The sequence below is a fragment of the Curtobacterium sp. MCLR17_031 genome, from assembly GCF_003234775.2.
GTDB lineage: Bacteria > Actinomycetota > Actinomycetes > Actinomycetales > Microbacteriaceae > Curtobacterium > Curtobacterium flaccumfaciens.
Genome location: NZ_CP126270.1, coordinates 1,603,496 through 1,627,632 on the forward strand (window position 1 = coordinate 1,603,496; position 24,137 = coordinate 1,627,632).

A 24,137-nucleotide genomic window follows, 5' to 3' on the forward strand; every position below is an offset into this window, starting at 1 on the left:
CGACAGGCGGACGCGGGACGGGCCTCCCGGCTTGTATCGTTGACGACCGTGACCACCGAGCAGCACGCCGAGGACCCGAACGCCTACGACTTCCGTCGTATCCAGGAGAAGTGGCAGCCCCGCTGGGAAGAGCTCGGGCTCTTCACCACCGACCTCGACGACACCCGTCCGCGCAAGTACATCCTCGAGATGTTCCCGTACCCGTCCGGCGACCTGCACATGGGGCACGCCGAGAACTGGGCGCTCGGGGACTTCGTCGCGCGCTACTGGCGTCAGCAGGGCTTCAACGTGCTGCACCCGATCGGCTGGGACTCGTTCGGGTTGCCCGCCGAGAACGCGGCGATCAAGCGCGGGGTGGACCCGAAGGACTGGACCTACGCGAACATCGAGCAGCAGAAGGCGTCCTTCAAGCGCTACGCGCCGTCGTTCGACTGGACCACCGAGATCCACACCTCGGACCCCGAGTACTACAAGTGGAACCAGTGGCTGTTCCTGAAGATGTACGAGAAGGGCCTGGCGTACCGCAAGGACAGCTGGGTCAACTGGGACCCGGTGGACCAGACCGTGCTCGCGAACGAGCAGGTCCTGCCCGACGGCACCTCGGACCGCTCCGGCGCCGTCGTCGTGAAGAAGAAGCTCACGCAGTGGTACTTCAAGATCACCGAGTACGCCGACCGGCTGCTCGACGACCTGAACCAGCTCGAGGGGCGGTGGCCGGCGAAGGTCATCGCGCAGCAGCGCAACTGGATCGGCCGCTCGGTCGGTGCCGACGTCGACTTCGTGATCGAGGGCCGCGACGAGCCCGTCACGGTGTTCACCACGCGTCCGGACACGATCCACGGGGCGACGTTCCTGGTCGTCGCGCCGGACTCCGACCTGGCTGCTGAGCTGGTCGCCGACCCGTCGGTGCCGGCCTCCGTCCGTGACGACTTCGACGCCTACCTGACGGCGACGCAGAAGACGTCCGAGATCGACCGGCAGAACGCCGACCGCCCGAAGACCGGCGTGCCGCTCGGCCGGTCCGCGATCCACCCGCTCACGGGGGAGCGCCTGCCCATCTGGGCTGCCGACTACGTGCTCGCCGACTACGGCCACGGCGCCGTGATGGCCGTGCCCGCGCACGACCAGCGCGACCTCGACTTCGCGCGGGCGTTCGACCTGCCCGTCAAGGTGGTCGTCGACACGAACGCCGCCGTCACCGGGGCGATCCCGGTCATCCCCGAGGGCGCGACGCTCGACGACTTCGACGTGCCGACCCTCGACCCGGTCGCCACCGGCGAAGCGCTGACGGGTCAGGGCCGGATGATCAACTCCGGGCCGCTCGACGGCATGTCGAAGCAGCACGCCATCACCGCTGCCATCGCGCTGCTCGAGGAGCGCGGCACCGGCCGTGCCGCCAAGACCTACCGCCTGCGCGACTGGCTCATCTCGCGCCAGCGCTTCTGGGGCACCCCGATCCCGATCATCCACGGCGCCGACGGCACCGAGCACCCGGTGCCCGAGGACCAGCTGCCGATCGTGCTGCCCGACACCGAGGGGCTCGACCTCAAGCCCAAGGGCACGTCCCCGCTCGGTGGCGCGACCGACTGGGTGAACGTCCCGAACCCCGTCGACGGCACGCCCGCGCTCCGCGACACCGACACGATGGACACCTTCGTCGACTCGTCGTGGTACTTCCTGCGGTTCCTGTCGGCGAACGACGACACCCAGGCGTTCGACCCGGCAGCCGCACGCCGCTGGGCTCCGGTCGACCAGTACATCGGCGGCATCGAGCACGCGATCCTGCACCTGCTCTACGCCCGCTTCGTCACGAAGGTGCTCTTCGACCTCGGGTACCTCGACTTCACCGAGCCGTTCTCGGCACTGCTCAACCAGGGCATGGTGCTCTCCGGTGGCTCGAAGATGTCGAAGTCGAAGGGCGGCGTCTCGCTCGGTGACGAGCTCGATGCGAACGGCGTCGACGCCATCCGCCTGGTGATGGGCTTCGCCGGCCCGCCCGAGGACGACATCAACTGGGAGGACGTCTCCCCGTCCGCCTCGGCTCGCTTCCTGGCGCGGGCGTACCGCCTGGCGCTCGACGTCACGTCCGCACGCGACGTCGTGTGGGCCGACGGCGACCGGGCTCTCCGCCAGGTCACGCACCGGTTCCTCGCCGACGCCCCCGGGATGATGGAGTCGTTCAAGTTCAACGTCGTGATCGCGCGACTGATGGACCTGGTCAACGTCACCCGCAAGGCGATCGACAGCGGTCCCGGTGCCGGTGACCCCGCCGTGCGCGAGGCCGTCGAGACCATCGCGCTCGGGCTGAGCGTCTTCGCGCCGTACACCGGCGAGGAGATGTGGGAGAGGCTGGGCTACGAGGCCACCGTCGCCACGTACGGCTGGCGGAAGGCCGACCCGACGCTGCTCGTGCAGGAGACCCTGACGGCCGTCGTGCAGGTCAACGGCAAGGTGCGTGACTCGTTCGAGGTGTCGAAGTCGATCGAGGCGGACGAGCTCGAGCAGCTCGCACGGTCGTCGGCGAACGTGCAGCGGTACATCGGTGACCGGGAGATCGTGAAGGTGATCGTCCGGGCGCCGAAGCTCGTGAACATCGCCATCAAGGGGTAGCGACCGTCGCTGGCGTCGTCCCTCACAGCAGGGGCGTTCGCGGCACCCGTCCACGGGTGTGACTTCCGGGGCCCGGCCGATCGGCCGGGCTCCGTAGCGTTCGGGGCATGTCGTCCCCGTCGTCTCCCGGACCGTGGTGGTCCCGTCTCGCGTTGTCACCGCGGGCCGCCGTGGTGCTGGCGGCGGTCGTGGTGGTGGTCGCCGTCGTCGTGGTGCTCGTCGGGGCGTTGGTGTCGGGTGGCGGCGAGGGTGCCGGAGGGACGGGCGGGGTCGTCGTGCGTGGGGCGCCGACGGCCGGTGCGGCGTCGGGCGGCCCGTCGCCGTCGGCTGGTGCGTCTGCCGGTGCTGCTCCGTCCGCTCCTGGTGCCGGGCGCGTCGTGGTGCACGTGCTCGGGGCGGTGCGGCGGAGCGGTGTGGTCGAGTTGCCGGCATCGAGCCGGGTCGGTGACGCGCTCGAACGTGCCGGTGGGGCCAACGATGACGCCGACCTCGACCGGCTGAACCTGGCGCGGGTGCTGACGGACGGCGAGCGGTTGTACGTGCCGCGGGTCGGGCAACAGGAGGTACCTGAGGCGCTCGGGCCGGTGGCGGACGGTGCTGCCGCCGGGCCGACTGCCGGGGCCGGGGCCGGGGCCGGAGCCGGGAGCGGCGGTGGCTCGGCGGGCACCGGGGGCGAGGGGGCCGCCGTCGTCGACCTGAACACCGCCGACCAGACCGCGCTCGAGACCCTGCCCGGCATCGGACCGGGGCTGGCCGGGCGGATCATCGCCTGGCGTGACGAGCACGGCCGGTTCACTGCGGTCGAGGACCTGCTCGACGTCAGCGGCATCGGCGACGTGCGCTTCGCCGAGCTCCGCGATCGCGTGCGGGTCTGAGGGGCGACGGTGCAGCTCGCGCCGAGTTCGATCGACCTCCGGGTCGCGGTGCCGGTGACCGTTGCCTGGATCGCGACCGCCCTGCTCATCGGCGTGCCCGACGTGGCACCCGTGGTCGCCGGGGCTGCGGCGCTCCTGACGGGCGTCAGCGGCATCGTGCTCCGGTGGCGACGGGGCACCGGGGTCGTGGTGGCCGTCGCCGGGCTGCTGCTCGTCGCGGGGGCCCTGACGACGCTGCTCGCGGTGTCGGTCACCGCGGGGGAGTCCCGGCGGGCTCCGGAACCGCTGCGTGCGCTCGTCGCCGGTCCGGGGGCGGGGCACGTCAACGTCGAGGCGGTGCTGACCCGCGACCTCGTGCCGGGCGACCGCTCCGTCACCGCGTCGCTCGTGCGCGCCGACGAGCTCGACGGGCTCCGCGTGCCGGTCCGGCTCGTCCCCGACCAGCACGGCGGTGCACCGGGTGCCGTGCTGGCAGCCGGTGCCCGGGTCACCGTGACCGCCGCCGTGCAGCCGGACGAACCCGGATCGGCGACCGCGTTCGTGGCGTTCGTGCGCGGCACGCCGTCGTCGATGCCGCCCGACGGACTGCTCGGCGCCACCGCCACCGCGCGACAGGCCTTCGTGCGGGCCACTGCCGACCTGCCGCAGCCCGGAGCGGCACTGCTGCGCGGACTCGCGATCGGGGACCGCTCCGGCCTCGACCCGACGACCGAGGCGGCGATGGAGACCTCGGCGCTGACGCACCTGACGGCGGTGTCCGGGGCGAACTGCGCGGTGGTGGTCGGCCTCGTCGTGGTCCTCGGCCGCGCCTGTGGTCTGCCGAGAGGCCCCCGGGCCGCGGCGGCCGTCGGCGTGCTCCTGGTGTTCGTCGTGCTCGTGCGGCCCGACCCCTCGATCGTCCGGGCGACGGTGATGGCGATCGTGGTGCTCGTCGTGCACCTGGCCGGTCGACCGGTGCGGGGCGTCCCGCTCATCGCCCTCGCCGCGGTCGGCATGCTGGTTGTCGACCCCTGGTTCGCCCGGTCGTTCGCGTTCGCCCTGTCCGTGCTCGCCACGAGCGGGATCGTGGTGCTCGGCCCGCCGCTCACCGAGCTCCTGGCTCGTCGTGTGTGGCCGCCGCTCGCCGCCGCACTCGCGATCCCCGTCGCGGCGCAGGTGGCGTGCTGGCCGGTGACGATCCCGCTGTCGGCGGCGCTCCCGACCTACGCGGTGCCGGCGAACCTGCTGGCGGAGCCGTTCGCGCCGGTCGTCACGGTGGTCGGACTCGCCGCGTGTGGCCTCGCTCCGGTGTGGCCGGTGGGTGCGCAGGGGCTCGCGGCCGTCGCGTGGGTCCCGGCCGCCGCAGTCGGGGGCATCGCACACGGAGCGGCGGCCCTGCCCTACGCCTCGGCACCCTGGCCTGCCGGGGTGCTCGGTGTGGCCGCCGCCGTGCTGGTGTGCGGCTGCATCGCGGTCGCCGTGCTGGTCCGGGGGCGGCTCGGCTCCCGGCTGCTGCTCGCCGCGGGGGTCGTGGTCGTGGTCGGTGTCGCAGCGGTCACCGTCCCGGTGCTCGTCGTCCGGGGATCGGTGCCGGGGGACTGGTCGGTCGCCGCGTGCGACGTCGGGCAGGGGGACGCCGTGCTGCTCCGCGGCGATGACGCCGTCGCGCTCGTGGACACCGGCGACGACGAGGAACGGCTCCGGGCGTGCCTGGACCTGCTCGGGGTCACCCGGATCGACCTGCTCGTCCTGACGCACTTCGACCGCGACCACGTGGGCGCGGTGGGCGCGGTGGCCGGCACCGTCGAGACCGCCTTGGTCGGACCCGTCGGACGTGCGTCAGACGAACGGGTGGTCGACGACCTCCGACGTGCCGGTGTCGACGTGCGGACGGCCGACGACCGGGTCTCCGGAACCCTCGGGCCGCTCGCCTGGCGTGTCGTGTGGCCGCTGGTCGGCGACCGTGCCGCCGGCAACGACGCGAGCATCGTTCTGGCCACGGGGCCGGCGGACGGAGACTCCTGTCCGGCGTGTCTGACCGGGGTGTTCCTCGGCGACCTGGGGGAGTCGTCGCAACGTCGCCTCCGGAACGCCGGGGAGCTGCCGGTGGGGCCGATCGACGTCGTGAAGGTGGCGCACCACGGCTCGGCGGACCAGGATCCGCAGCTCTACCGGTGGCTCACGGCGCGGGTCGGGCTCGTCGGAGTCGGCGCGGACAACACCTACGGACACCCGACGGCATCGGCCCTCGGCATGCTCGAGGCCGCGGGGACGCTGCCGCTCCGCACCGACGAGCTCGGCACCGTGGTGCTCGCCCGGTCCGGCAGCGACGAGGTGCGGGTGTGGACGGAGCGCTCGTCGTCGGCGGCCGCCCGTAGGATCGACGGTGCACCACTCGACCCGGCACCGTCCGGGCCGGCACCACCGGAAGGACCACATGGCCGCCAAGAAGCCCGCGCGCGCCGCAGCGAAGATCGACCAGGTGCCCTGGTCGGGGATCCGTCCGGCGCCCGTCGTGCTCATCACGGGCCCCGAAGCGTTCCTCGCCGACCGCGCCCGCGGGGTGCTGAAGGACCTGCTGCAGGGCGAGGACCCCGCGCTCGAGGTGCACGACCTCGAAGCCGACCAGTACGCCCCCGGGCTCCTCGCCACCCTCGCCAGCCCGTCGCTGTTCGGCGAGCCGCGACTCGTGCAGGTCACGAACGTCGAGAAGTGCACCGACGCCTTCATCACCGAGACGATCTCGTACCTGCAGGCCCCCGCCGACGACGTCACCCTGGTGCTCCGGCACGGGGGTGGTGTCCGCGGCAAGAAGCTCCTCGACACGATCCGCAGCGGTGTCGGCGGCGGGGTCGAGGTGCTGTGCGACGAACTCAAGCGCGAGACCGACCGCATCGACTTCGTGAACGCCGAGTTCCGCGCCGCACGCCGCCGGATCGCGCCCTCCGCCGTCCGGACCCTGGTGACCGCGTTCGCCGACGACCTCGCCGAACTCGCCGCCGCGTGCCGACAGCTCCTGGCGGACGAGGCCGAGGAGATCACCGACAAGGTCGTCGACAAGTACTACGGCGGCCGCGTCGAGACGAACGCGTTCAAGGTCGCCGACATCGCCCTCGCGGGCCGGTCGGCACCGGCGATCGTCGAGCTGCGGCACGCCCTGGCCACCGGCGAGGCACCCGTGCCGATCGTCGCCGCGTTCGCGAGCAAGATCCGCACGATGGCGAAGGTCAGCGCCTTCCGGGGCCCGAGCGGGCAGGCGGCCTCGGCGCTCGGCATGGCGCCGTGGCAGGTGCAGCGCGCGCAGCGTGACGTCGCCGGCTGGAGCGAGTCCGGGCTGGCCAACGCGATCATCAGCATCGCCGAGGCGGACACCGCGGTGAAGGGTGGCTCGCGCGACGCGCACTACGCGCTCGAGGTCATGGTCCGCACCATCGCCCGACGCGGCGAGCCCCGCTGAGGCGAGCCGGGCCTCCTGGCTGTCCCGCGCCTGTCGGCCGGCGCTTCGTGAGCAGAAACGGTCGGGTCCGCCATCGCGACCCGACCGTTTCTGCTCACGAAGCGAACCCAACGCACCCCACGCCGACCACCCCACGCCGACCACCCCGCCGGACAAAGCCCCACGCACGACGAAGGCCCCGCACCAACGGTGCGGGGCCTTCGGACCAGAAGGGTCAGGACGTCAGAGCGACGAGACCTTCTTCGCGATGGCCGACTTGCGGTTCGCGGCCTGGTTCTTGTGGATGACACCCTTGCTCACGGCCTTGTCGAGCTTCTTCGACGCGAGGGCCAGGGCAGCAACGGCCTTGTCCTTGTCACCGGCGGCGACGGCGTCGTTGGCACGACGGATGTGCGTCTTGAGCTCCGACTTGTACGCCTTGTTGCGCTCGGTGGCCTTGAGGTTGGTCTTGATGCGCTTGATCTGCGACTTGATGTTCGCCATGAATTGCTCCTGCTCGTCTCGTACGGGTGGGCGCGACCGCAGGGTAGAGGGGCCCTTGGTCGCATCGCGTTCCACCCGTGGGCGGGGAACGCGGAAGCCAGCCACCAACACTACCAGGCAAGCGGGCTGCCACCAAAGCACGAAACACCGCCGGATCGGCGGAAGCCCGCGGCCGACCGCGCCGAAACCCCACGGCAACACGCACCGGATACCGTGACGGACATGCCCTCCCTCGCACCGCGCATCGACACCGTGCCCGCCTCCGGCATCCGGAGGGTCTTCGAGCAGGCAGCCCTGCTGCAGTCGAGCGGCACCGACGTCACGATGCTCGTGATCGGCGAGCCGGACGTCCCGGTGGCGCCGCACATCGGCGAGGCGGCCCGTCGTGCCTGGACCGAGGACCGCACCGGGTACACCCCGAACGGCGGGATCGCGCCCCTCCGCGAAGCCGTCCGCGACAAGCTCCGCCGTGAGAACCGGATCGAGGCCGACCTCGAGCAGATCTGGATGACGATCGGTGCGACGCAGGCGCTGTTCCAGGCGATGACGCTGACGCTGAGCCCGGGCGACGAGGTGCTCGTGCCGGACCCCGGCTACACGACCTTCACGATGAACGCCCACATCATCGGGGCGACCCCGGTGCCGTACCGGCTGGAGCCGCAGCACGGGTTCGAGCCCGACCTGCAGGCCCTCGAGGCGAGCGTCACCGAACGCACTCGGGTGCTGATCGTCAACTCGCCGTCGAACCCGCTCGGCTCGGTCTTCGGCGAGGAGACCCTGCGCGCGCTGCTGGCCTTCGCGAAGCGGCACGACCTCTGGGTGATCAGCGACGAGGTCTACGAGTACTTCACCTACGGCACCCGGCACGTCAGCCTGGCCGCGCTCGACGAGGACGACCGCGTGTTCTCGGCGTTCTCGCTCAGCAAGACGTACGCGATGACCGGCGTCCGCGTCGGCTACCTCGTCACCCCGAAGGGACTCGGCGCGACGATGCGGACCACGCAGGAGGCCATGATCAGCTGCGTCGCCGAACCCGACCAGTACGCGGCCCTCGCGGCGATCGTGGGGGACCACTCCGCGGTGCGCGACGCTCGGGAGCACTACCGCGCGAACCTCGAGGTCGCGAAGGAGACGCTCGACGCCGCCGGCATCCGCTACCTCGACCCGCGCGGGGCGTTCTACCTGTGGATCGACATGTCGCACGCGTCCGACGGGGACATCGCGGAGTGGGCGCTCGGGTTCCTGCAGCGCGAGCGGGTCGCCGTCGCGCCGGGCAGCGCCTTCGGACGCACCGGCGAAGGCTGGATCCGCGTCTGCCTCGCAGCGACCGCGGACGACCTCCGGCGTGGCCTCGGCGCGCTGCCGGCTCCGGCGCACGCGACCGTCTGACGCGCGATCCACACGGTCAGGAGGCCCGGTGCCGGTCGGCAGGACGGCGCACGGTGCGTGGTCCTCCACCTGGTGCGAGGCTGCTCGCCCCGTGCCGCGCAGCATCCGGTCACCGGGCGGTCAACTGCGCACGGACCCGCCGACCTCGCACCGTGCGGGGTCCAGCACGCCGGCCTGAGGGCGCACCGGGAGCGGATCAACCGCGCACCGTGCGTGGCGGACGCGCGCCGTGCCTCCAGGTCGGGTGAAGCGTGGGAGACTGTTGCGACCGTCCGACCCACCTGAGGAACCGTGAGCCCACAAGCATCCGCTCCGCTGGAGCCCGCAGCGACCCCGGCCGACGCGATCCGCAACTTCTGCATCATCGCGCACATCGACCACGGCAAGTCGACGCTGGCCGACCGCATGCTGTCGATCACCGGCATCGTCGAGGACCGCGCGATGCGTGCGCAGTACCTCGACCGCATGGACATCGAGCGCGAGCGCGGCATCACGATCAAGTCGCAGGCCGTGCGCATGCCGTGGGAACTCGACGGTGAGACCTTCGCGCTGAACATGATCGACACCCCCGGGCACGTCGACTTCTCGTACGAGGTCTCGCGCTCCCTGGCCGCGTGCGAGGGCGCGATCCTGCTCGTCGACGCCGCCCAGGGCATCGAGGCACAGACGCTCGCGAACCTGTACCTGGCGCTCGAGAACGACCTCGAGATCATCCCGGTCCTCAACAAGATCGACCTGCCGGCGGCCGAACCGGACAAGTACGCCGCCGAGCTCGCACAGCTCATCGGTGGCAAGCCCGAGGACGTCCTCCGGGTGTCCGGCAAGACCGGCGTCGGGGTGCCCGAGCTCCTCGACCTGGTCGTCCGTCGCGTGCCGGCCCCCGTCGGCGACGCCGAGGCAGCACCTCGCGCGATGATCTTCGACTCGGTCTACGACAGCTACCGCGGCGTCGTCACCTACGTCCGCATGATCGACGGCACCATCTCGCCCCGCGAGAAGGTCCAGATGATGTCGACCAAGTCGACGCACGAGATCCTGGAGATCGGGGTCTCGAGCCCGGAGCCGAAGCCCACGAAGGGGCTGTCCGTCGGCGAGGTCGGCTACCTGATCACCGGTGTGAAGGACGTCCGTCAGTCCAAGGTCGGCGACACCGTCACGAGCGCGCAGAAGCCCGCGACCCAGGCGCTGCCCGGCTACACGGACCCGAAGCCGATGGTGTTCTCGGGCCTGTACCCGATCGACGGCAGCGACTACCCGGTGCTCCGCGAAGCGCTCGACAAGCTCAAGCTCTCCGATGCCGCACTGGTCTACGAGCCGGAGACCTCGGTGGCGCTCGGCTTCGGGTTCCGCTGCGGGTTCCTCGGGCTGCTGCACCTCGAGATCATCACCGAGCGGCTGTCCCGCGAGTTCGGCCTCGACCTCATCACCACGGCCCCGAGCGTGATCTACGAGGTCACGACCGAGGACAACGCGGTGACCGAGGTCACGAACCCCTCGGAGTTCCCGACCGGGCGCATCGTCGAGGTCCGCGAGCCGATGGTCCGCGCCGCGATCCTGGCCCCGAAGGACTACGTCGGCGCGATCATGGAGCTCTGCCAGCAGCGCCGCGGCTCCCTGCTCGGCATGGAGTACCTCGGCGAGGACCGCGTCGAGATCCGCTACGAGATGCCCCTCGGCGAGATCGTCTTCGACTTCTTCGACCAGCTGAAGAGCAAGACCCAGGGCTACGCGTCGCTCGACTACGAGCCCACCGGCGACCAGGCCGCCGACCTCGTCAAGGTCGACATCCTGCTGCAGGGAGACCAGGTCGACGCCTTCAGCGCGATCGTGCACCGCGACAAGGCGTACGCCTACGGCACGCTCATGACCGAGCGGCTGCGCAAGCTCATCCCACGCCAGCAGTTCGAGGTGCCGATCCAGGCCGCCATCGGTGCCCGCATCATCGCCCGCGAGAGCATCCGCGCGATGCGCAAGGACGTCCTCGCCAAGTGCTACGGCGGTGACATCACCCGCAAGCGCAAGCTCCTCGAGAAGCAGAAGGAGGGCAAGAAGCGCATGAAGACCATCGGTCGGGTCGAGGTCCCGCAGGAAGCCTTCATCGCGGCGCTCTCCGGCGACGTCGAAGAGAAGAAGAAGTAGCGCCGGTTCAGCCGGTCCGGCGGGCGCGCGCCCGCAGGGCGGCCAGGCAGAGGGCCGGGAGGCTCGCTGCGGCCAGCCCCGCCAGTGCGGTCCGCAGGATGGCCCAGTGGGCAGCCGCGTCGAAGTCGGTCTGCTCGCCGGAGGCCACCCCGGCGATCACGGCGCCGACCACCATCGCGAGCGTCACGACCGCGAGGACCAGCGCCAGCCGGCGGCCGCGATCACGCCGCACCGCCGACACCAGCGCGGCACCGAACAGCAGCACCCCGGCACCGGCGCAGCTCGCCCCGACGGCGGCGATGACGTTCGCGGTGTCGAAGCCGTTCCACGACTCGGGGGCGATCGCAGCGGTGGCGTACCGGGCGGGCGACGCTGCGGCCGAGGTGGTCACGTCCACCAGCACCCGGGCGGTCGCCGCCACGCCGAACGCGACGAGCGTGAGCGCGGCGAGGACGGCGGTCCGTCGGTCGACGGACCGCGGGCGGGCGGGGGTGGGGCGGGGCACCTGCTGACGATAGCCGCGTGGCGGACGGTTGTCGGGCCTCCAGTTCGGGGTGCACCGAGGGTGGGCCGATCCGCCGGAGGTGAGCGCGGATCGGTTCGATCCGGGGCGGTCCGCCCAAGTACCATGGCAGCATGAGCATCCGCGGGAGCTACCGGACCGCCCTGACGTACGGCGCGGTGGGGGCGACCCAGGCGTCGGACCTCATGACCTACCCGCCGGACGGCTTCACGCCGGCGGAGTCGCGCGCGCGGATCGGACACGGTGACCAGCGGTTCGAGACCGCCGTCGTGCAGGCGCTCACGTGGCAGATCCAGGAGCGCAGCGGTGTCCGCGTGCGCGTCGAGGAGCAGCCCGACGACGACGAGGTCCGGTACAACCCGGTGACCTTCGACGACGACGGTGTGCCGATCGCCCCGGCGTCCATCGGGACGCCCCGGGTCGAGAAGTTCGCGCCCGACGGAACCCCGCTGCTGACGGCGGGGACCAGTGCGACGCTGACGATCCACGCGTTCGGGCAGACCGTGCTGGCACCGGTGCGCGTCGTGTCGATCATCGACGAGCACGACCGCAAGGGCTTCGCCTACGGCACGCTCGAGGGGCACCCGCTCTCCGGTGAGGAGTCGTTCGTCGTCGAGCGCACCCCGGACGGGTCGGTGTGGCTGCAGGTCCGGCAGTTCTCGCAGCCGGCGAGCCGGAAGTGGCGCTTCGTGGCGCCGTTCGTGCGGCGGCAGCAGAAGGTCATGGCGGAGAAGTACCTGGCGGCGCTGCGGGGCGACTAGGCGTCGCGGTCGCGGTCGCGGTCGCTGGCTGTCGCTGGCGATCGCTGGCGGTCGCTGGTGGTCGATCGCTCCCGCTGCTCAGCGGAGCGGCGGGAGTGCGGCGATCGCGTCCTCGATGAGGGCGGCGTCCTGCTGGCAGTCGCGTGCGACGGTCACGGCGTTCGTGTGCCGCAGCGCATCGACGTCGTAGACACCCGTCGCCACGGCCAGGAAGGGGATGCCCGCGGCGTCCGCGGCCTCGCCGTCGCGCGGGGTGTCGCCGACGATGACCGCCCGGGTGCCGACCAGTTCGGCGGCGGCGCGCAGGGTGACCCCGGCCCGCTCGACCTCGGTGTCGCCGAAGTACGAGTGCTCCCAGTCGAAGACGTCGGCGTCGAACCCGGCGCCGGTGAGCTTCACCCGGGCGCGGTACTCGGAGTTGCCGGTGAGCAGGCCGTTGCGCCACCCGAGTTCGGCGAAGCGGGTCAGGAGCGCCTTCGCCCCGGGGACGGGGCTGCGGTGGTCGCCGGAGGCGTGCCGTTCGGCGGTCAGGTCGTGCAGGTGCCGGCTGACGGAGGGGATCAGGGTGTCCTCGAACGCGTGGGCGCGCACGTGCTCGGCGATGAGCCCGGCGTCGGTCCGGCCGTGCTGGTGGCCGACCCGCAGGGTGAGGTCGCGGCCCACCGCCCGCTCGAGGGCGAGGTGGTAGAGGTTGCCCGGGGACGACGCGTTCATCACGAGGGTGCCGTCGATGTCCCACAGGACCGTGGTGGGGACGGGATGGTGCTCCATGGCTCCCATCATGACGGACAATGGACTCCATGCCGAGTGCTCTCCCGATCGCCGATCCAGCACCCGCGGACGGCCTGATCACCCCGTGGGCGGCAGCGGGCTCCGCTGCCGGGCCGGGGGATGCTCCCGCCGCCGGTGACGTCCCCTTCGGCGTGTACGTGCACGTGCCGTTCTGCCGCGTGCGCTGCGGCTACTGCGACTTCAACACCTACACGGCGTCGGAGCTCCGCGGCGTCCGCCGTGACGACTACGCCGGGCACGCCGTGCGCGAGATCGAGTGGGCCGCGACCGTGCTCGATCGTTCCGGCGTGCCGCGGCGCCCGGTGTCGACCGTGTTCTTCGGCGGCGGCACCCCGACCATGCTGCCGGCGTCGGACCTGGCGATGATCCTCCGTGCGATCGACGACACCTGGGGCATCCTGCCCGGGGCCGAGGTCACCACCGAGGCGAACCCGGACTCCGTCGACGCGGCGTCGCTCGAGACCCTGCGGGCCGGCGGCTTCAACCGGATCAGCTACGGCATGCAGTCCGCCGTGCCGCACGTGCTCGCCACGCTCGACCGGACGCACGACCCGCTGCGGGTCCCCGTCGTCGTCGACCTCGCGAAGCAGCAGGGACTCGACGTCTCGCTCGACCTCATCTACTCGACGCCGGGGGAGTCCCTCGCCGACTGGCGGACCTCGCTCGACGCCGCGATCGCCTGCGAGCCCGACCACGTGTCGGCGTACTCGCTCATCGTCGAGGACGGCACCGCGATGGGCCGCATGGTCGCCCGCGGCGAGCTCCCCGCCCCCGACGACGACCTGGCCGCCGACATGTACGAGCTCGCCGACCAGGTGCTCGGCGACGCGGGCTACTCCTGGTACGAGGTGTCGAACTGGGCGCGCGGTGACGCGCACGCGAGCCGCCACAACCTCTCCTACTGGAAGGGCCACGACTGGTGGGGCGTCGGACCCGGCGCGCACTCCGCCGTCGCCGGCACGCGCTGGTGGAACGTCAAGCACCCGGCCGCGTACGCGAACCGGGTGCTGTCGGGGGAGTCGCCGGCCGCCGGCCGCGAGACCATCGACGACGAGACGCGGTACGTCGAGCGCCTGCTGCTGGCGGCGCGGGTCCGCGGGGAGCTCGCGACGAGCGAGATCCGCCAGGAGGCCCGTGGCCGGGTCGCCGGGCTCATCGCACGCGGACTCGTGGACGGGTCGGCCGCGGTGCGGGGACGGATCGACCTGACCCTGCAGGGTCGCCTGCTCGCCGACGCGGTGGTGCGGGAGCTGCTCGACTGAGGGGCGTGCGCACTGCTTGCTGCGCGCTGCTTCCCGGTGCCGCTACTGCTTGATGAACTCGATCGAGAGCGGGTAGCGGTAGAACTGGCCCTGGTTCGCGGCGACCGCCGCCATGATGCTGAAGATCAGCGACACGATCGCAGCGGCGAGCACGATCAGGACCCCGATGCCGAACACCGACGTGAGCGAACCGACCACGTAGGCGATGCCCATCGTGATGTGGAAGTTCAGCGCGACGCGGGTGTGCTCCCGGACGAAGCCGCCGCGGTCGCGGAGGACCAGGTAGGCGACCAACGGTGCGATGAAGTTGAAGAAGATGCCGCCGATGTGCGTCAGCGTGGCCCACAGGCGCTGGTCCTCCGGGCTCATCGGCTGCGGCGGAACGTAGCCGGCCGGGTACTGCGGTCCGCCCGGGTACTGCGGTCCGCCGGGCTGCTGGGGCCCACCGGGGCCGTGGCCGTACGGGCCGCCGGGCTGCTCGGGTCCGGGGCCGTCGGGCTGCTGTCCGTAGGTCATGGCGGAAGCGTACCGGCCGACCGCCCGGAAGTCCCGGGCCGTCAGCGGTCGGGCGTAGGATCAGCAGTCGACACGTCCGAGTGCCAGGTCGATCGGGAAAGGAGGCGCTCGTGGTCAGTGAACGCAGCCTCGAGGTCCTCAAGGCCATCGTGCGCGACTACGTGGCGTCGCGTGAACCCGTCGGGTCGAAGACCATCGTCGAGCGGCACGCCTTCGGGGTCAGCGCCGCGACGATCCGCAACGACATGGCCCTGCTCGAGGACGAGCAGCTGATCGCCGCACCGCACACCTCGTCCGGCCGGGTGCCGACCGACAAGGGGTACCGCGTCTTCGTGGACCACCTGGCGGGTGCCCGTCCGCTCTCCAGCGCGCAGCGGCACGCCATCGAGACCTTCCTCGGCGCCCCGAACGACCTCGACGAGGTCCTCGGGCGCACCGTCCGGCTGCTCAGCCAGCTCACCAACCAGGTCGCCCTGGTGCAGTACCCCTCGATGGTGCGCGCCCGGGTGCAGCACGTCGAGCTCGTCCGGCTCGGTGACGCCCGGCTGATGGTGGTGCTCATCACCGACACCGCCCGAGTCGAACAGCGCGTGGTCGAGACCGACGTCCCGCTCGACGAAGACTCGCTGGGCGAACTCCGCACCGTGGTGAACGGCGCGACCGTGGGGCTCCTGCTGCAGGACGTCCCGACCGCGCTCCGAGCCGTGCCGCAGCAACTCCGCCCCGACGCCCAGACGCTCGGCGGGGTCGTCGTCGCCACGCTCATCGAGCAGGTCGCGGCGAACCGGCAGGACCGCCTGCTGATGGCCGGTGCGGCCAACCTGGCGAAGAGCGAACAGGACTTCTCCGGCGGCCTCTTCCCGGTGCTCGAAGCGATCGAGGAACAAGTCACCCTGCTCCGGCTGTTCGGGGAGATGCAGGTGGACGACATCGCGGTGGCGGCCAGCATCGGCGTCGAGAACGCCGAGTACGGACTCGACGCCACGAGCATCGTCGCCGGCGGCTACCTGGCCGGTGGCGAGGTGGCCCGCCTGGGCGTCCTCGGACCGACCCGCATGGACTACGGCACGAACATGGCGGCCGTCCGCGCCGTCGCCCGCTACCTGTCCAAGCTCCTGGGCGAACACTGACCAACCGACCGAACCCAACCGACTGAGGGATACGTGGCAGACCACTACGACGTCCTCGGCGTCCAGCGAGACGCCTCCGATGCCGACATCAAGAAGGCCTACCGCCGCCTGGCGCGTGAGCTCCACCCGGACGTGAACCCGGCACCCGACGCCGCCGAGCGCTTCAAGGACGTGACGCACGCGTACGACGTGCTGAGCGACCCCGAGCAGCGACGCCGGTACGACGCCGGCCCGCAGGCCGACAGCCCCTTCGGTGGTGGCGCCGGCGGCTTCAGCGACATCTTCGACGCCTTCTTCGGCGGCGGCGGTGGCGGCGGCCGTGGATCGGGCCCGCGCAGCCGTGCCGAGCGCGGCCAGGACGCCCTGCTCCGCATCGAGGTCGACCTCGACGAGGTCGTCTTCGGCACCCACAAGGACGTCGAGGTCGACACGGCGGTGCTGTGCGAGACCTGTCACGGCTCCTGCTGCGCACCGGGCACCAGCCCGCGCACGTGCGACATCTGCGGCGGCTCCGGGCACATCCAGCGCCAGGTCCGTTCGCTCCTCGGCAACGTGGTGACGAGCGCCCCGTGCGGCACGTGCCGCGGGTACGGCACCGTCATCCCGAGCCCCTGCCCGACCTGCCAGGGTCAGGGTCGCGTCCGCGCACGTCGCACCGTGCCGGTGGACGTCCCTGCCGGTGTCGACTCCGGCCTGCGCCTGCAGATGCCCGGCCAGGGCGAGGTCGGGCCGGCCGGCGGTCCGTCCGGCGACCTGTACCTCGAGATCCGCGTGCGCCACGACGACGTCTTCAGCCGTGACGGCGATGACCTGCTGGCGACGCTCGAGGTCGGCATGACCGACGCCGTCCTCGGCACGACCACCACGATCGACGGCCTCGACGGTCCTGTCGAGCTGGAGATCCGGCCAGGCGTGCAGAGTGCCGACGTCCTCGTCATCAAGGACCGCGGCATCACGAAGCTGCGCGGGAACGGCCGCGGTGACCTGCGGGTCGGCGTGCAGGTCGTCACCCCGACCAAGCTCTCCCACAAGGAACGGCAGCTGGTCGAGCAGCTCGCGAAGTCGCACAAGACCACCGCCCCGCAGCTCGCCCGGTTCCAGCAGGGCATGTTCGGCAAGCTCCGCGACCGGTTCTTCAACCACTGATGGCGTCGCTGTACCTCGTCGACTCGCTGGACGGCGTCGCCGTCGGTGACCCGGTGTCGCTCGACGGTGCCGAGGGCCGCCACGCGGTGTCCGTCGCGCGCGTCCGGGTCGGCGAGGTCCTGCGGATCGCCGACGGTCGGGGCACCGTGGTGTCCGGGCCGGTCACCACGCTCGGCAAGGACACGCTGGAGCTCGCGGTCGAGACCGTCGAGCACCAGGATGCACCGCGCCCGTCGCTGACCCTCGTGCAGGCCCTGGCGAAGGGCGCCCGTGACGAGATGGCGGTGCAGGCGGCGACCGAGATCGGCGTCGACCGGGTCGTGCCGTGGTCGGCCGTGCGCAGCGTCTCCCGGTGGGACGGCGCGAAGGTCGAGAAGGGCCGTGCCCGGTGGGCAGCGATCGCGCACGAGGCCGCGAAGCAGGCGATCCGTCCGCGCGTGCCCGTCGTCGCGCCGCTGGTGACGACCGGACAGCTCGTGTCCGCGCTCGGAGCGGGGACCGCCGTCGTCCTGCTCGACCCGACCGCGACCGTGCGACTCGCCACCTGGGAACCCCCGACGGACGCCGAGGACATCGCACTCGTCGTCGGTCCCGAAGGCGGCATCGACGGCGCGGAGCTCGACCGGCTCGAGGCCGCGGGGGCCGTGCGGGTCCGACTCGGTGACAGCGTGCTCCGCACGTCCACCGCCGGACCGGCGGCACTTGCTGTCCTGCAGGCGCGACTGGGTCGCTGGTGAGCCGGACCACGCCGTCGGGCGCGTCCTACGATGGAGCCATGAGCAGCAGCACGCCCAGCGTCTTCTCCAAGATCATCGCGCGCGAGATCCCGGCGACCATCGTCGCCGAGGACGACCGCGTGATCGCGATCGAGGACATCGCCCCGAAGGCTCCCGTCCACGTGCTCGTCGTCCCCAAGACCGAGCAGTACGCGAACGTCGGCGAGCTCGCAGCGGGCGACCCCGACCTGCTGGCCCACGTCGTCGCCACCGCGCAGCGCATCGCCGACGAGCGCGCCGACGGCCAGTTCCGACTCGTCTTCAACACCGGCGAAGCCGCCGGTCAGACCGTGTTCCACGTGCACGCGCACGTACTCGCAGGTGAACTGCAGGAAGGCACCCTTGCCGGTTAACGAACCAGTACAGCCCACCGCCGCCGACGACGAGCCCGTCTCGGTCTCGCTCCAGGTCGACGGCATCGCCATGGTGCAGCTGCTCGGCCCCCAGGACCGTCTGCTCAAGACGGTCGAGCGCCAGTACCCGGGCGTCCGGGTCGTCGTCCGCGGCAACGAGGTCACGCTGACCGGGCCCGAGCGCGACGTCGCACGCGCGAAGGCGCTCGTCGACGAGCTCGTCGGCATGGTCAGGCGTGGGCAGGAGATCGGCCCGGCAGACATCCCGATGTCCGCACGGATCCTCGACGACGACCGCAAGCCCTCCGACACCTTCGGCACCCCGATCGTGTCGAGCCGCGGCAAGTCCGTGCGCCCGAAGACCGACGGGCAGCGTGCCTACGTCGACGCCATCGACGAGCACACCATCACGTTCGGCATCGGTCCGGCCGGTACCGGCAAGACCTACCTGGCGATGGCCAAGGCCGTGCAGGCGCTCCAGCGGCGCGAGGTCAACCGGATCATCCTCACCCGTCCCGCGGTCGAGGCCGGCGAGCGGCTCGGCTTCCTGCCGGGCACGCTCACCGACAAGATCGACCCGTACCTGCGCCCGCTGTACGACGCCCTGAACGAGATGATGGACCCGGAGCTGGTCCCGAAGCTCCTGGCGGCCGGCACCGTCGAGGTCGCCCCGCTGGCGTACATGCGCGGCCGGACCCTCAACGACTCCTTCGTGGTGCTCGACGAGGCGCAGAACACCACGCCCGAGCAGATGAAGATGTTCCTGACCCGCCTCGGCTTCGGTTCGAAGATGGTCATCACGGGTGACATCACCCAGGTCGACCTGCCGGGCAACGTCTCCGGTCTCCGGCTCGTGACCCGCATCCTCGACGAGGTCGAGGACATCCACTTCGCCCGTCTCGGCAGCGAGGACGTGGTCCGCCACACCCTCGTCGGCCGGATCGTCGACGCGTACACGGTCTACGACGAGGAGCGCCTCGCCGAGCAGGCCGGGCAGCGCCCCGGTGGCCGTGGCACCGCCCCGGTCGGCAACCCCGACGGCGCCAACCGCGCCGAACGCCGTGGGCGCCCGCCGCAGGACCGCGCACGATCCCCGTACCCCCAGAACGACGCCCGAGGAGGCACCCGGTGAGCATCGAGCTCAACAACGAGTCCGGCGTCGAGGTGGACGAGGCCGCGATCCAGCGGCTCGCCGCCTTCGCCCTGGACGCGATGCACGTCCACGCCGATGCCGAGCTCGCGATCGTGCTGGTCGACGAGGGCGCGATGGAGCAGCTGCACGTGCGGTGGATGGACGAGCCCGGCCCGACGGACGTCCTGAGCTTCCCGATGGACGAGCTGCGTCCCGGCACCGAGGACGACCCCACGCCGGCCGGGCTGCTGGGCGACATCGTGCTCTGCCCGCAGGTGGCCGAGGAGCAGGCGAAGACCGCCGGGCACTCGAGCACCGACGAGATGCTGCTGCTCACGTGCCACGGCATCCTGCACCTGCTCGGCTTCGACCACGCCGAGCCCGACGAGAAGGCCGAGATGTTCGGCATCCAGGGCGAGATCCTGACCGCCTTCGCCGCCCAGCACCGAGGGCGGTAGCCGGTGGTCGTCGTCGCCGGACTCCTCGCGGTGGCGCTGGGGCTCGTCGTGCTCGGCGGGCTCCTCGCCGCGAGCGACGCCGCGCTCTCGGTGGTCTCCCGTGCCGACCTCGAGGAGATCGCCAGAGGCAACAAACGCCGCCGCGCCATCGAGGCGATCGCGGACGACGTCGGGGCGCACGTCAACGCGCTGAACTTCTTCCGCGTCCTCGCCGAGACCGCCGCTGCGGTGCTCGTGACGATCGCCCTCGTGCGTGCCTTCGACAGCTGGTGGCTCGCGCTCGTGCTCTCCGCCGCGATCATGACCGCGGTGTCGTTCGTCCTTGTCGGGTCGAGCCCGCGCAGCGTCGGACGCGCCCACGCCGAGCGGCTGATCGGTGCGACCGGCGGCATCGTCCGTGGGGTCCGCATCGTGCTCGGCCCGCTGGCCGGGCTGCTCGTCCGGATCGGCGACCGGGTCACCCCCGGCCGCGGCCGGAGCGCCTCCACCGTGTCGAGCGAGGAGCAGCTGCTCTCGCTGGTTGACGAGGCCACCGAGAGCAACGTGCTCGAGGACGAGGACCGCGAACTCATCCACTCGGTGTTCGAGTTCAGCGACACCCTGGTGCGTGAGGTCATGGTGCCCCGCACGGACATGCTCACCGTCGACGGTGCCGAGACGCTCGCCGCGGCCATGGAGCAGTTCCTGGCCGCCGGGGTGTCCCGGATGCCGGTGACGGGCAAGGACAGCGACGACGTGCGGGGCGTGCTCTACCTGCGCGACGTCGCGCGGTCGCTGTACGAACGGCCGACGTCCCGCAGTGAGCGGGTCAGCCGGCTGCTGCGGCCTGCCGAGTTCGTGCCGGAGTCGAAGCACGCCGACGACACCCTGCGGCACATGCAGGTCGCCAAGAACCACCTGGTGCTGGTGGTCGACGAGTACGGCGGTGTCGCCGGGCTCGTGACCATGGAGGACCTCATCGAAGAGCTCGTCGGGGACATCTCCGACGAGTACGACCGCGCCGTCGTCGACCGGACCGAGGTCGAACCGGGCATCTGGCGGATCTCCGCCCGACTGCCGATCGACGAGCTCGGCGACCTGTTCGGCATCGAGCTCGACGACGACGACGTCGACACCGCCGGTGGCCTGCTCACCAAGGAGCTCGGACACCTGGCCGTCTCCGGCGACACCGTCACCGTGTCCGGGGTCGTCCTGACCGCCGACCGGGTCGAGGGCAAGCGCCGCCACCTCATCACCGTGCTCGCCGAGCGCACCCACGCCCTGGCCGACGTCGAGGACGCCTTCGACGACGCCGAACCCACCACGACGGGAACCACGCACGCATGACCGACACCGACACCACCCAGGCCGGCTCGGACAAGCCCTACCGCGCGGGCTTCGTCTCGTTCGTCGGCCGTCCGAACGTCGGCAAGTCGACGCTGACCAACGCCCTGGTGGGCGAGAAGGTCGCCATCACCTCGTCGAAGCCGCAGACCACCCGGCGCGCCATCCGCGGGATCGTGCACCGGCCCGACGGCCAGGTGATCATCGTCGACACCCCGGGCGTGCACCGTCCGCGCACCCTGCTCGGCGAACGGCTCAACGACCTCGTGCAGTCCACCCTCGGCGACGTCGACGTGATCGGGTTCTGCGTGCCGGCGAACGAGCCCGTCGGTCCCGGTGACCGGTTCATCAACGACACGCTCGACCAGTACCCGCGCGCCAAGAAGATCGCGATCGTCACGAAGATCGACAGCGCCTCGAAGGACCGTGTCGGTGAGCAGCTGCTGGCCGTCTCGAAGCTCCGCGACTGGGACGCCGTGGTGCCGACCTCGGGCACCCGGGGCATGCAGCTCGAAGACCTGCTGGGCGTCGTCACGAGCCTGCTGCCCGAGTCGCCGCAGCTGTACGACTCGAGCGCGGTGACCGAGGAGACCGACGAGGAGCGCATCGGCGAGCTCATCCGCGAGGCCGCGCTCGAGGGCGTCCGCGACGAGCTGCCGCACTCGCTCGCCGTCGTCATCGAGGACATCGTCGAGCCCGACGCCGACGAGGACGCCGACGGCCCCCTGCGCATCTTCGCGAACCTGTTCGTCGAGCGGGACAGCCAGAAGGCGATCGTCATCGGACACAAGGGCGAGCGCCTGAAGGACGTCGGTTCGCGGGCCCGGGTCGAGATCGAATCGTTGCTCGGCGGCCGGCACGTCTACCTGAACATCCGCGTGAAGGTGGCCAAGGAGTGGCAGCGTGACCCGAAGCAGCTCGGACGCCTCGGCTTCTGACCGTCCGCCGCTCGCCCCCCGGGTCATCCGGGCGAGGGACGCGGGGACGAGCGGCCCGCCGTACCGTGGACGGGTGTTCCGTCCCATGCTGCGCGCGCAGGTCATCACCGACCTGCTGATCGCCGTGCTGCTCGGCGGCCTCGTGCTGGTCGCCAGCGGGCGCGGGATCGACGGGCCGTTGTCCGTGGTCACCGTCGTCGGGATGACCGCCGCCCTGGCACTCCGGCGCCTGTCACCTGGGCTCGCCCTGGCCGTGGCGTGGGTGTTCGCGGTCTTCGAGATGGTCACCCTGCAGGTGCCGGACGTGTCGAACGCGTTCATCGCCGGCGTCATGTACACGACGAGCGCGTACGGCAGCCGCCGTGTACGGCTGGCCGGGCTCGTGTCGGCGATCGTCGGGTCCGTGGCCGCGGCGGCGTACATGGGCTTCGACGACTACCAGAACCGGCTCACCTACGAGACCGCCTCCACGCCACTGCAGGAGTCCCTGCAGGTCACGCTCTCGTTCTTCGCCGTCGTCCTGCTCCTCCTGCTCCTGCCGTGGCTCGCCGGACTCGTGGTCCGGACCCGTCGCTCGGCGAGCATGAGTCGCGAGGCCCAGCTGCTCGCCGAACGTGACGCCGCGCGGGCCGACCGGGCCGTCGCGGTCGAGCAGGAGCGCGTGCGGATCGCCCGCGACATGCACGACATCGTCGCGCACTCGCTCGCGGTGGTCATCGCGCAGTCCGACGGCGCCCGGTACGCCCTGAAGGCCGACCCCGCCGTCGCCGACCAGGCACTCAGCACCATCTCCGCCACGGCCCGGCGAGCCCTCGGCGACGTGCGCGAACTCCTCGGCGCGCTCCGGCACGAGCAGGGGACCGCGCCGACGCCCGAGATCGACGACATCGACCGGCTCGTCGACGAGATGCGACAGCTCGGGCTCGACGTACGGGTGGAACGCGAGGGCGACCCCACCGGGCTGCCCACCACCACGCAGCTCGCCGTCTACCGGATCGTGCAGGAGAGCCTGACGAACGCGTACAAGCACGGAGAACCCGGCAGCCCGGTGCGTGCCGCCCTGACCTACCGGCCGGACACCGTCGAGATCGCCGTCGTGAACCGTCGTGCCGACGACGGCGTCCGCGGCCCCGGCACGGGCCACGGCCTGGTCGGCATGCGCGAGCGCGCCGTGATGACCGGCGGCACCATGACCGCCGGGGCCCGAGGGGACGACTTCGCGGTCGCCGTCCGGATGCCGACCGTCCCGGCGAGCGGGCAGATGCCCCGCGGCCGGATCACCCCGACCGAGCAGGAGCGCACCGCTTGATGACCACGATCCCGACCGACGAGCACCGGATCCGTGTCGCCCTCGTCGACGACCAGGCGCTCTTCCGCACCGGCATCCGGATGCTCATCGACTCGCAGCCCGACCTGCGGTTCGTCGGTGAGGCGGGCGACGGTGCCGAGGGTGTCGAACTCGTCCGACGCACCCGTCCCGACGTGGTGCTGATGGACGTCCGGATGCCCGTGATGGACGGCATCACGGCGACCGGCCACATCGTCGAGCAGTCCGGCACCGACGGCGCGAAGGTGCTCGTGCTGACCACGTTCGACTTCGACGAGGCCGCAGCCAAGGCCATCCGCGCCGGTGCGAGCGGGTTCGTACTCAAGGACGCCGACCCCGAGTTCCTGCTCGCGGCGGTCCGGACCGTGCACGCCGGCACCGCGGTGTTCGCCGCGTCGGCCACGCGGGAGCTCCTGCGACGGTACGACGACTCGGTCGGCCGCGCCGCCGCCGTCCCCGCGGCCTTCGCCGACCTCACTCCGCGTGAGCGCGAGATCTTCGACCTGGCCGCCCGTGGGTTCAGCAACAGCGAGATCGCGCAGCACGAGTACGTCAGCGAGGCGACCGTCAAGACGCACATCTCGCGGGTCCTGACGAAGCTCGAACTCCGCGACCGGGTGCGGCTCGTCGTGTTCGCCCACGAGCACGGACTCGTCACCAAGGCCGACTGACGCCGGGTCATCCGCGGGGATGACCCCTCCACAGGCAACCGAGCCGAGCGGACGATCCACAGGAGCCGAGCGGGCGACGCGGGGCGGGACCGCTGAG

21 protein-coding genes and 1 pseudogene are annotated in these 24,137 nt (G+C 71.6%); 18 read left to right on the forward strand and 4 right to left on the reverse strand.

The features are described from left to right. Positions 1 to 48: 48 nt before the first annotated feature. From leuS to holA, 4 genes and pseudogenes are all read left to right on the forward strand, one after another. Complete coding sequence (gene leuS, locus DEI96_RS07650) at positions 49 to 2,610, forward strand: leucine--tRNA ligase (protein WP_111023137.1); 2,562 nt, start codon at positions 49 to 51, stop codon at positions 2,608 to 2,610. A 107-nt stretch (positions 2,611 to 2,717) separates the two neighbouring features. Next, positions 2,718 to 3,485: a ComEA family DNA-binding protein gene (locus tag DEI96_RS07655; protein WP_111023138.1), complete on the forward strand. Its 768-nt coding sequence runs from the start codon at positions 2,718 to 2,720 to the stop codon at positions 3,483 to 3,485. 570 nt (positions 3,486 to 4,055) lie between these two features. Continuing rightward, positions 4,056 to 5,276: pseudogene (locus DEI96_RS18065) on the forward strand (ComEC/Rec2 family competence protein); the annotation flags it as partial. Positions 5,277 to 5,901: 625 nt separating this feature from the next. Then, complete coding sequence (gene holA / locus DEI96_RS07660; protein WP_027465301.1) at positions 5,902 to 6,921, forward strand: DNA polymerase III subunit delta; 1,020 nt, start codon at positions 5,902 to 5,904, stop codon at positions 6,919 to 6,921. A 222-nt stretch (positions 6,922 to 7,143) separates the two neighbouring features. Here the strand turns inward: holA and rpsT are convergent, their stop codons facing one another. Next, positions 7,144 to 7,404: a 30S ribosomal protein S20 gene (gene rpsT / locus DEI96_RS07665; RefSeq protein WP_017886662.1), complete on the reverse strand. Its 261-nt coding sequence runs from the start codon at positions 7,402 to 7,404 to the stop codon at positions 7,144 to 7,146. Positions 7,405 to 7,626: 222 nt separating this feature from the next. On the opposite strand from rpsT, the gene DEI96_RS07670 reads away from it, so the two are divergent. Both DEI96_RS07670 and lepA read left to right on the forward strand, forming a co-directional pair. Continuing rightward, positions 7,627 to 8,793: a pyridoxal phosphate-dependent aminotransferase gene (locus DEI96_RS07670; protein WP_027465302.1), complete on the forward strand. Its 1,167-nt coding sequence runs from the start codon at positions 7,627 to 7,629 to the stop codon at positions 8,791 to 8,793. A 291-nt stretch (positions 8,794 to 9,084) separates the two neighbouring features. Next, on the forward strand, positions 9,085 to 10,932 hold the full coding sequence (lepA, locus tag DEI96_RS07675; RefSeq protein WP_017886664.1) for a translation elongation factor 4: 1,848 nt from the start codon (positions 9,085 to 9,087) through the stop codon (positions 10,930 to 10,932). A gap of 7 nt (positions 10,933 to 10,939) precedes the next feature. On the opposite strand, the gene DEI96_RS07680 is transcribed toward lepA, so the two are convergent. Continuing rightward, the gene (locus tag DEI96_RS07680; protein ID WP_111023141.1) at positions 10,940 to 11,437 is read right to left on the reverse strand and encodes a hypothetical protein; all 498 of its coding nucleotides are present in this window, start codon (positions 11,435 to 11,437) and stop codon (positions 10,940 to 10,942) included. Positions 11,438 to 11,568: 131 nt separating this feature from the next. On the opposite strand from DEI96_RS07680, the gene DEI96_RS07685 reads away from it, so the two are divergent. Continuing rightward, the gene (locus tag DEI96_RS07685; RefSeq protein ID WP_035808235.1) at positions 11,569 to 12,216 is read left to right on the forward strand and encodes a DUF1990 domain-containing protein; all 648 of its coding nucleotides are present in this window, start codon (positions 11,569 to 11,571) and stop codon (positions 12,214 to 12,216) included. 78 nt (positions 12,217 to 12,294) lie between these two features. Here DEI96_RS07685 and DEI96_RS07690 read toward each other — a convergent pair whose 3' ends face one another. Then, positions 12,295 to 12,987, reverse strand: coding sequence for an HAD family hydrolase (locus DEI96_RS07690; protein ID WP_181436827.1), 693 nt, complete (start codon positions 12,985 to 12,987; stop codon positions 12,295 to 12,297). Between the two features lie 29 nt (positions 12,988 to 13,016). Between DEI96_RS07690 and hemW the strand changes: the two genes are divergently transcribed. After that, a complete protein-coding gene (gene hemW / locus DEI96_RS07695; protein ID WP_111023165.1) occupies positions 13,017 to 14,270 on the forward strand; it encodes a radical SAM family heme chaperone HemW in 1,254 nt (417 codons plus the stop codon). A 42-nt stretch (positions 14,271 to 14,312) separates the two neighbouring features. On the opposite strand, the gene DEI96_RS07700 is transcribed toward hemW, so the two are convergent. Further along, entirely contained in the window at positions 14,313 to 14,786 is a 474-nt protein-coding gene (locus DEI96_RS07700) for a DUF4870 domain-containing protein (protein WP_308113259.1), read from the reverse strand. Between the two features lie 110 nt (positions 14,787 to 14,896). On the opposite strand from DEI96_RS07700, the gene hrcA reads away from it, so the two are divergent. From hrcA to DEI96_RS07750, 10 genes are all read left to right on the forward strand, one after another. Then, positions 14,897 to 15,916 carry a heat-inducible transcriptional repressor HrcA gene (hrcA, locus tag DEI96_RS07705; protein WP_027465308.1) on the forward strand — a complete coding sequence of 340 codons (1,020 nt, stop codon included), beginning with the start codon at positions 14,897 to 14,899 and terminating at the stop codon, positions 15,914 to 15,916. A 33-nt stretch (positions 15,917 to 15,949) separates the two neighbouring features. Further along, positions 15,950 to 17,062, forward strand: a complete 1,113-nt coding sequence (dnaJ, locus tag DEI96_RS07710; protein WP_017886671.1) for a molecular chaperone DnaJ — start codon at positions 15,950 to 15,952, stop codon at positions 17,060 to 17,062. Continuing rightward, positions 17,062 to 17,799: a 16S rRNA (uracil(1498)-N(3))-methyltransferase gene (locus DEI96_RS07715; protein ID WP_111023143.1), complete on the forward strand. Its 738-nt coding sequence runs from the start codon at positions 17,062 to 17,064 to the stop codon at positions 17,797 to 17,799. The genes dnaJ and DEI96_RS07715 overlap by 1 nt, the downstream gene beginning before the upstream one ends. Positions 17,800 to 17,837: 38 nt before the next feature. Beyond that, complete coding sequence (locus DEI96_RS07720; RefSeq protein WP_027465310.1) at positions 17,838 to 18,191, forward strand: histidine triad nucleotide-binding protein; 354 nt, start codon at positions 17,838 to 17,840, stop codon at positions 18,189 to 18,191. After that, a complete protein-coding gene (locus DEI96_RS07725; protein WP_181440520.1) occupies positions 18,181 to 19,323 on the forward strand; it encodes a PhoH family protein in 1,143 nt (380 codons plus the stop codon). The genes DEI96_RS07720 and DEI96_RS07725 overlap by 11 nt, the downstream gene beginning before the upstream one ends. Beyond that, positions 19,320 to 19,781: an rRNA maturation RNase YbeY gene (ybeY, locus tag DEI96_RS07730; RefSeq protein ID WP_017886675.1), complete on the forward strand. Its 462-nt coding sequence runs from the start codon at positions 19,320 to 19,322 to the stop codon at positions 19,779 to 19,781. The genes DEI96_RS07725 and ybeY overlap by 4 nt, the downstream gene beginning before the upstream one ends. A 3-nt stretch (positions 19,782 to 19,784) precedes the next feature. After that, positions 19,785 to 21,107, forward strand: coding sequence for a hemolysin family protein (locus DEI96_RS07735; RefSeq protein WP_111023144.1), 1,323 nt, complete (start codon positions 19,785 to 19,787; stop codon positions 21,105 to 21,107). Further along, complete coding sequence (gene era / locus DEI96_RS07740; protein ID WP_111023145.1) at positions 21,104 to 22,042, forward strand: GTPase Era; 939 nt, start codon at positions 21,104 to 21,106, stop codon at positions 22,040 to 22,042. Before DEI96_RS07735 ends, era begins: the two co-directional genes overlap by 4 nt. Positions 22,043 to 22,115: 73 nt before the next feature. Then, the gene (locus DEI96_RS07745; RefSeq protein WP_146246899.1) at positions 22,116 to 23,351 is read left to right on the forward strand and encodes a sensor histidine kinase; all 1,236 of its coding nucleotides are present in this window, start codon (positions 22,116 to 22,118) and stop codon (positions 23,349 to 23,351) included. Next, positions 23,351 to 24,040: a response regulator gene (locus tag DEI96_RS07750; protein ID WP_111023147.1), complete on the forward strand. Its 690-nt coding sequence runs from the start codon at positions 23,351 to 23,353 to the stop codon at positions 24,038 to 24,040. Before DEI96_RS07745 ends, DEI96_RS07750 begins: the two co-directional genes overlap by 1 nt. The last annotated feature ends 97 nt before the right edge of the window (positions 24,041 to 24,137 follow it).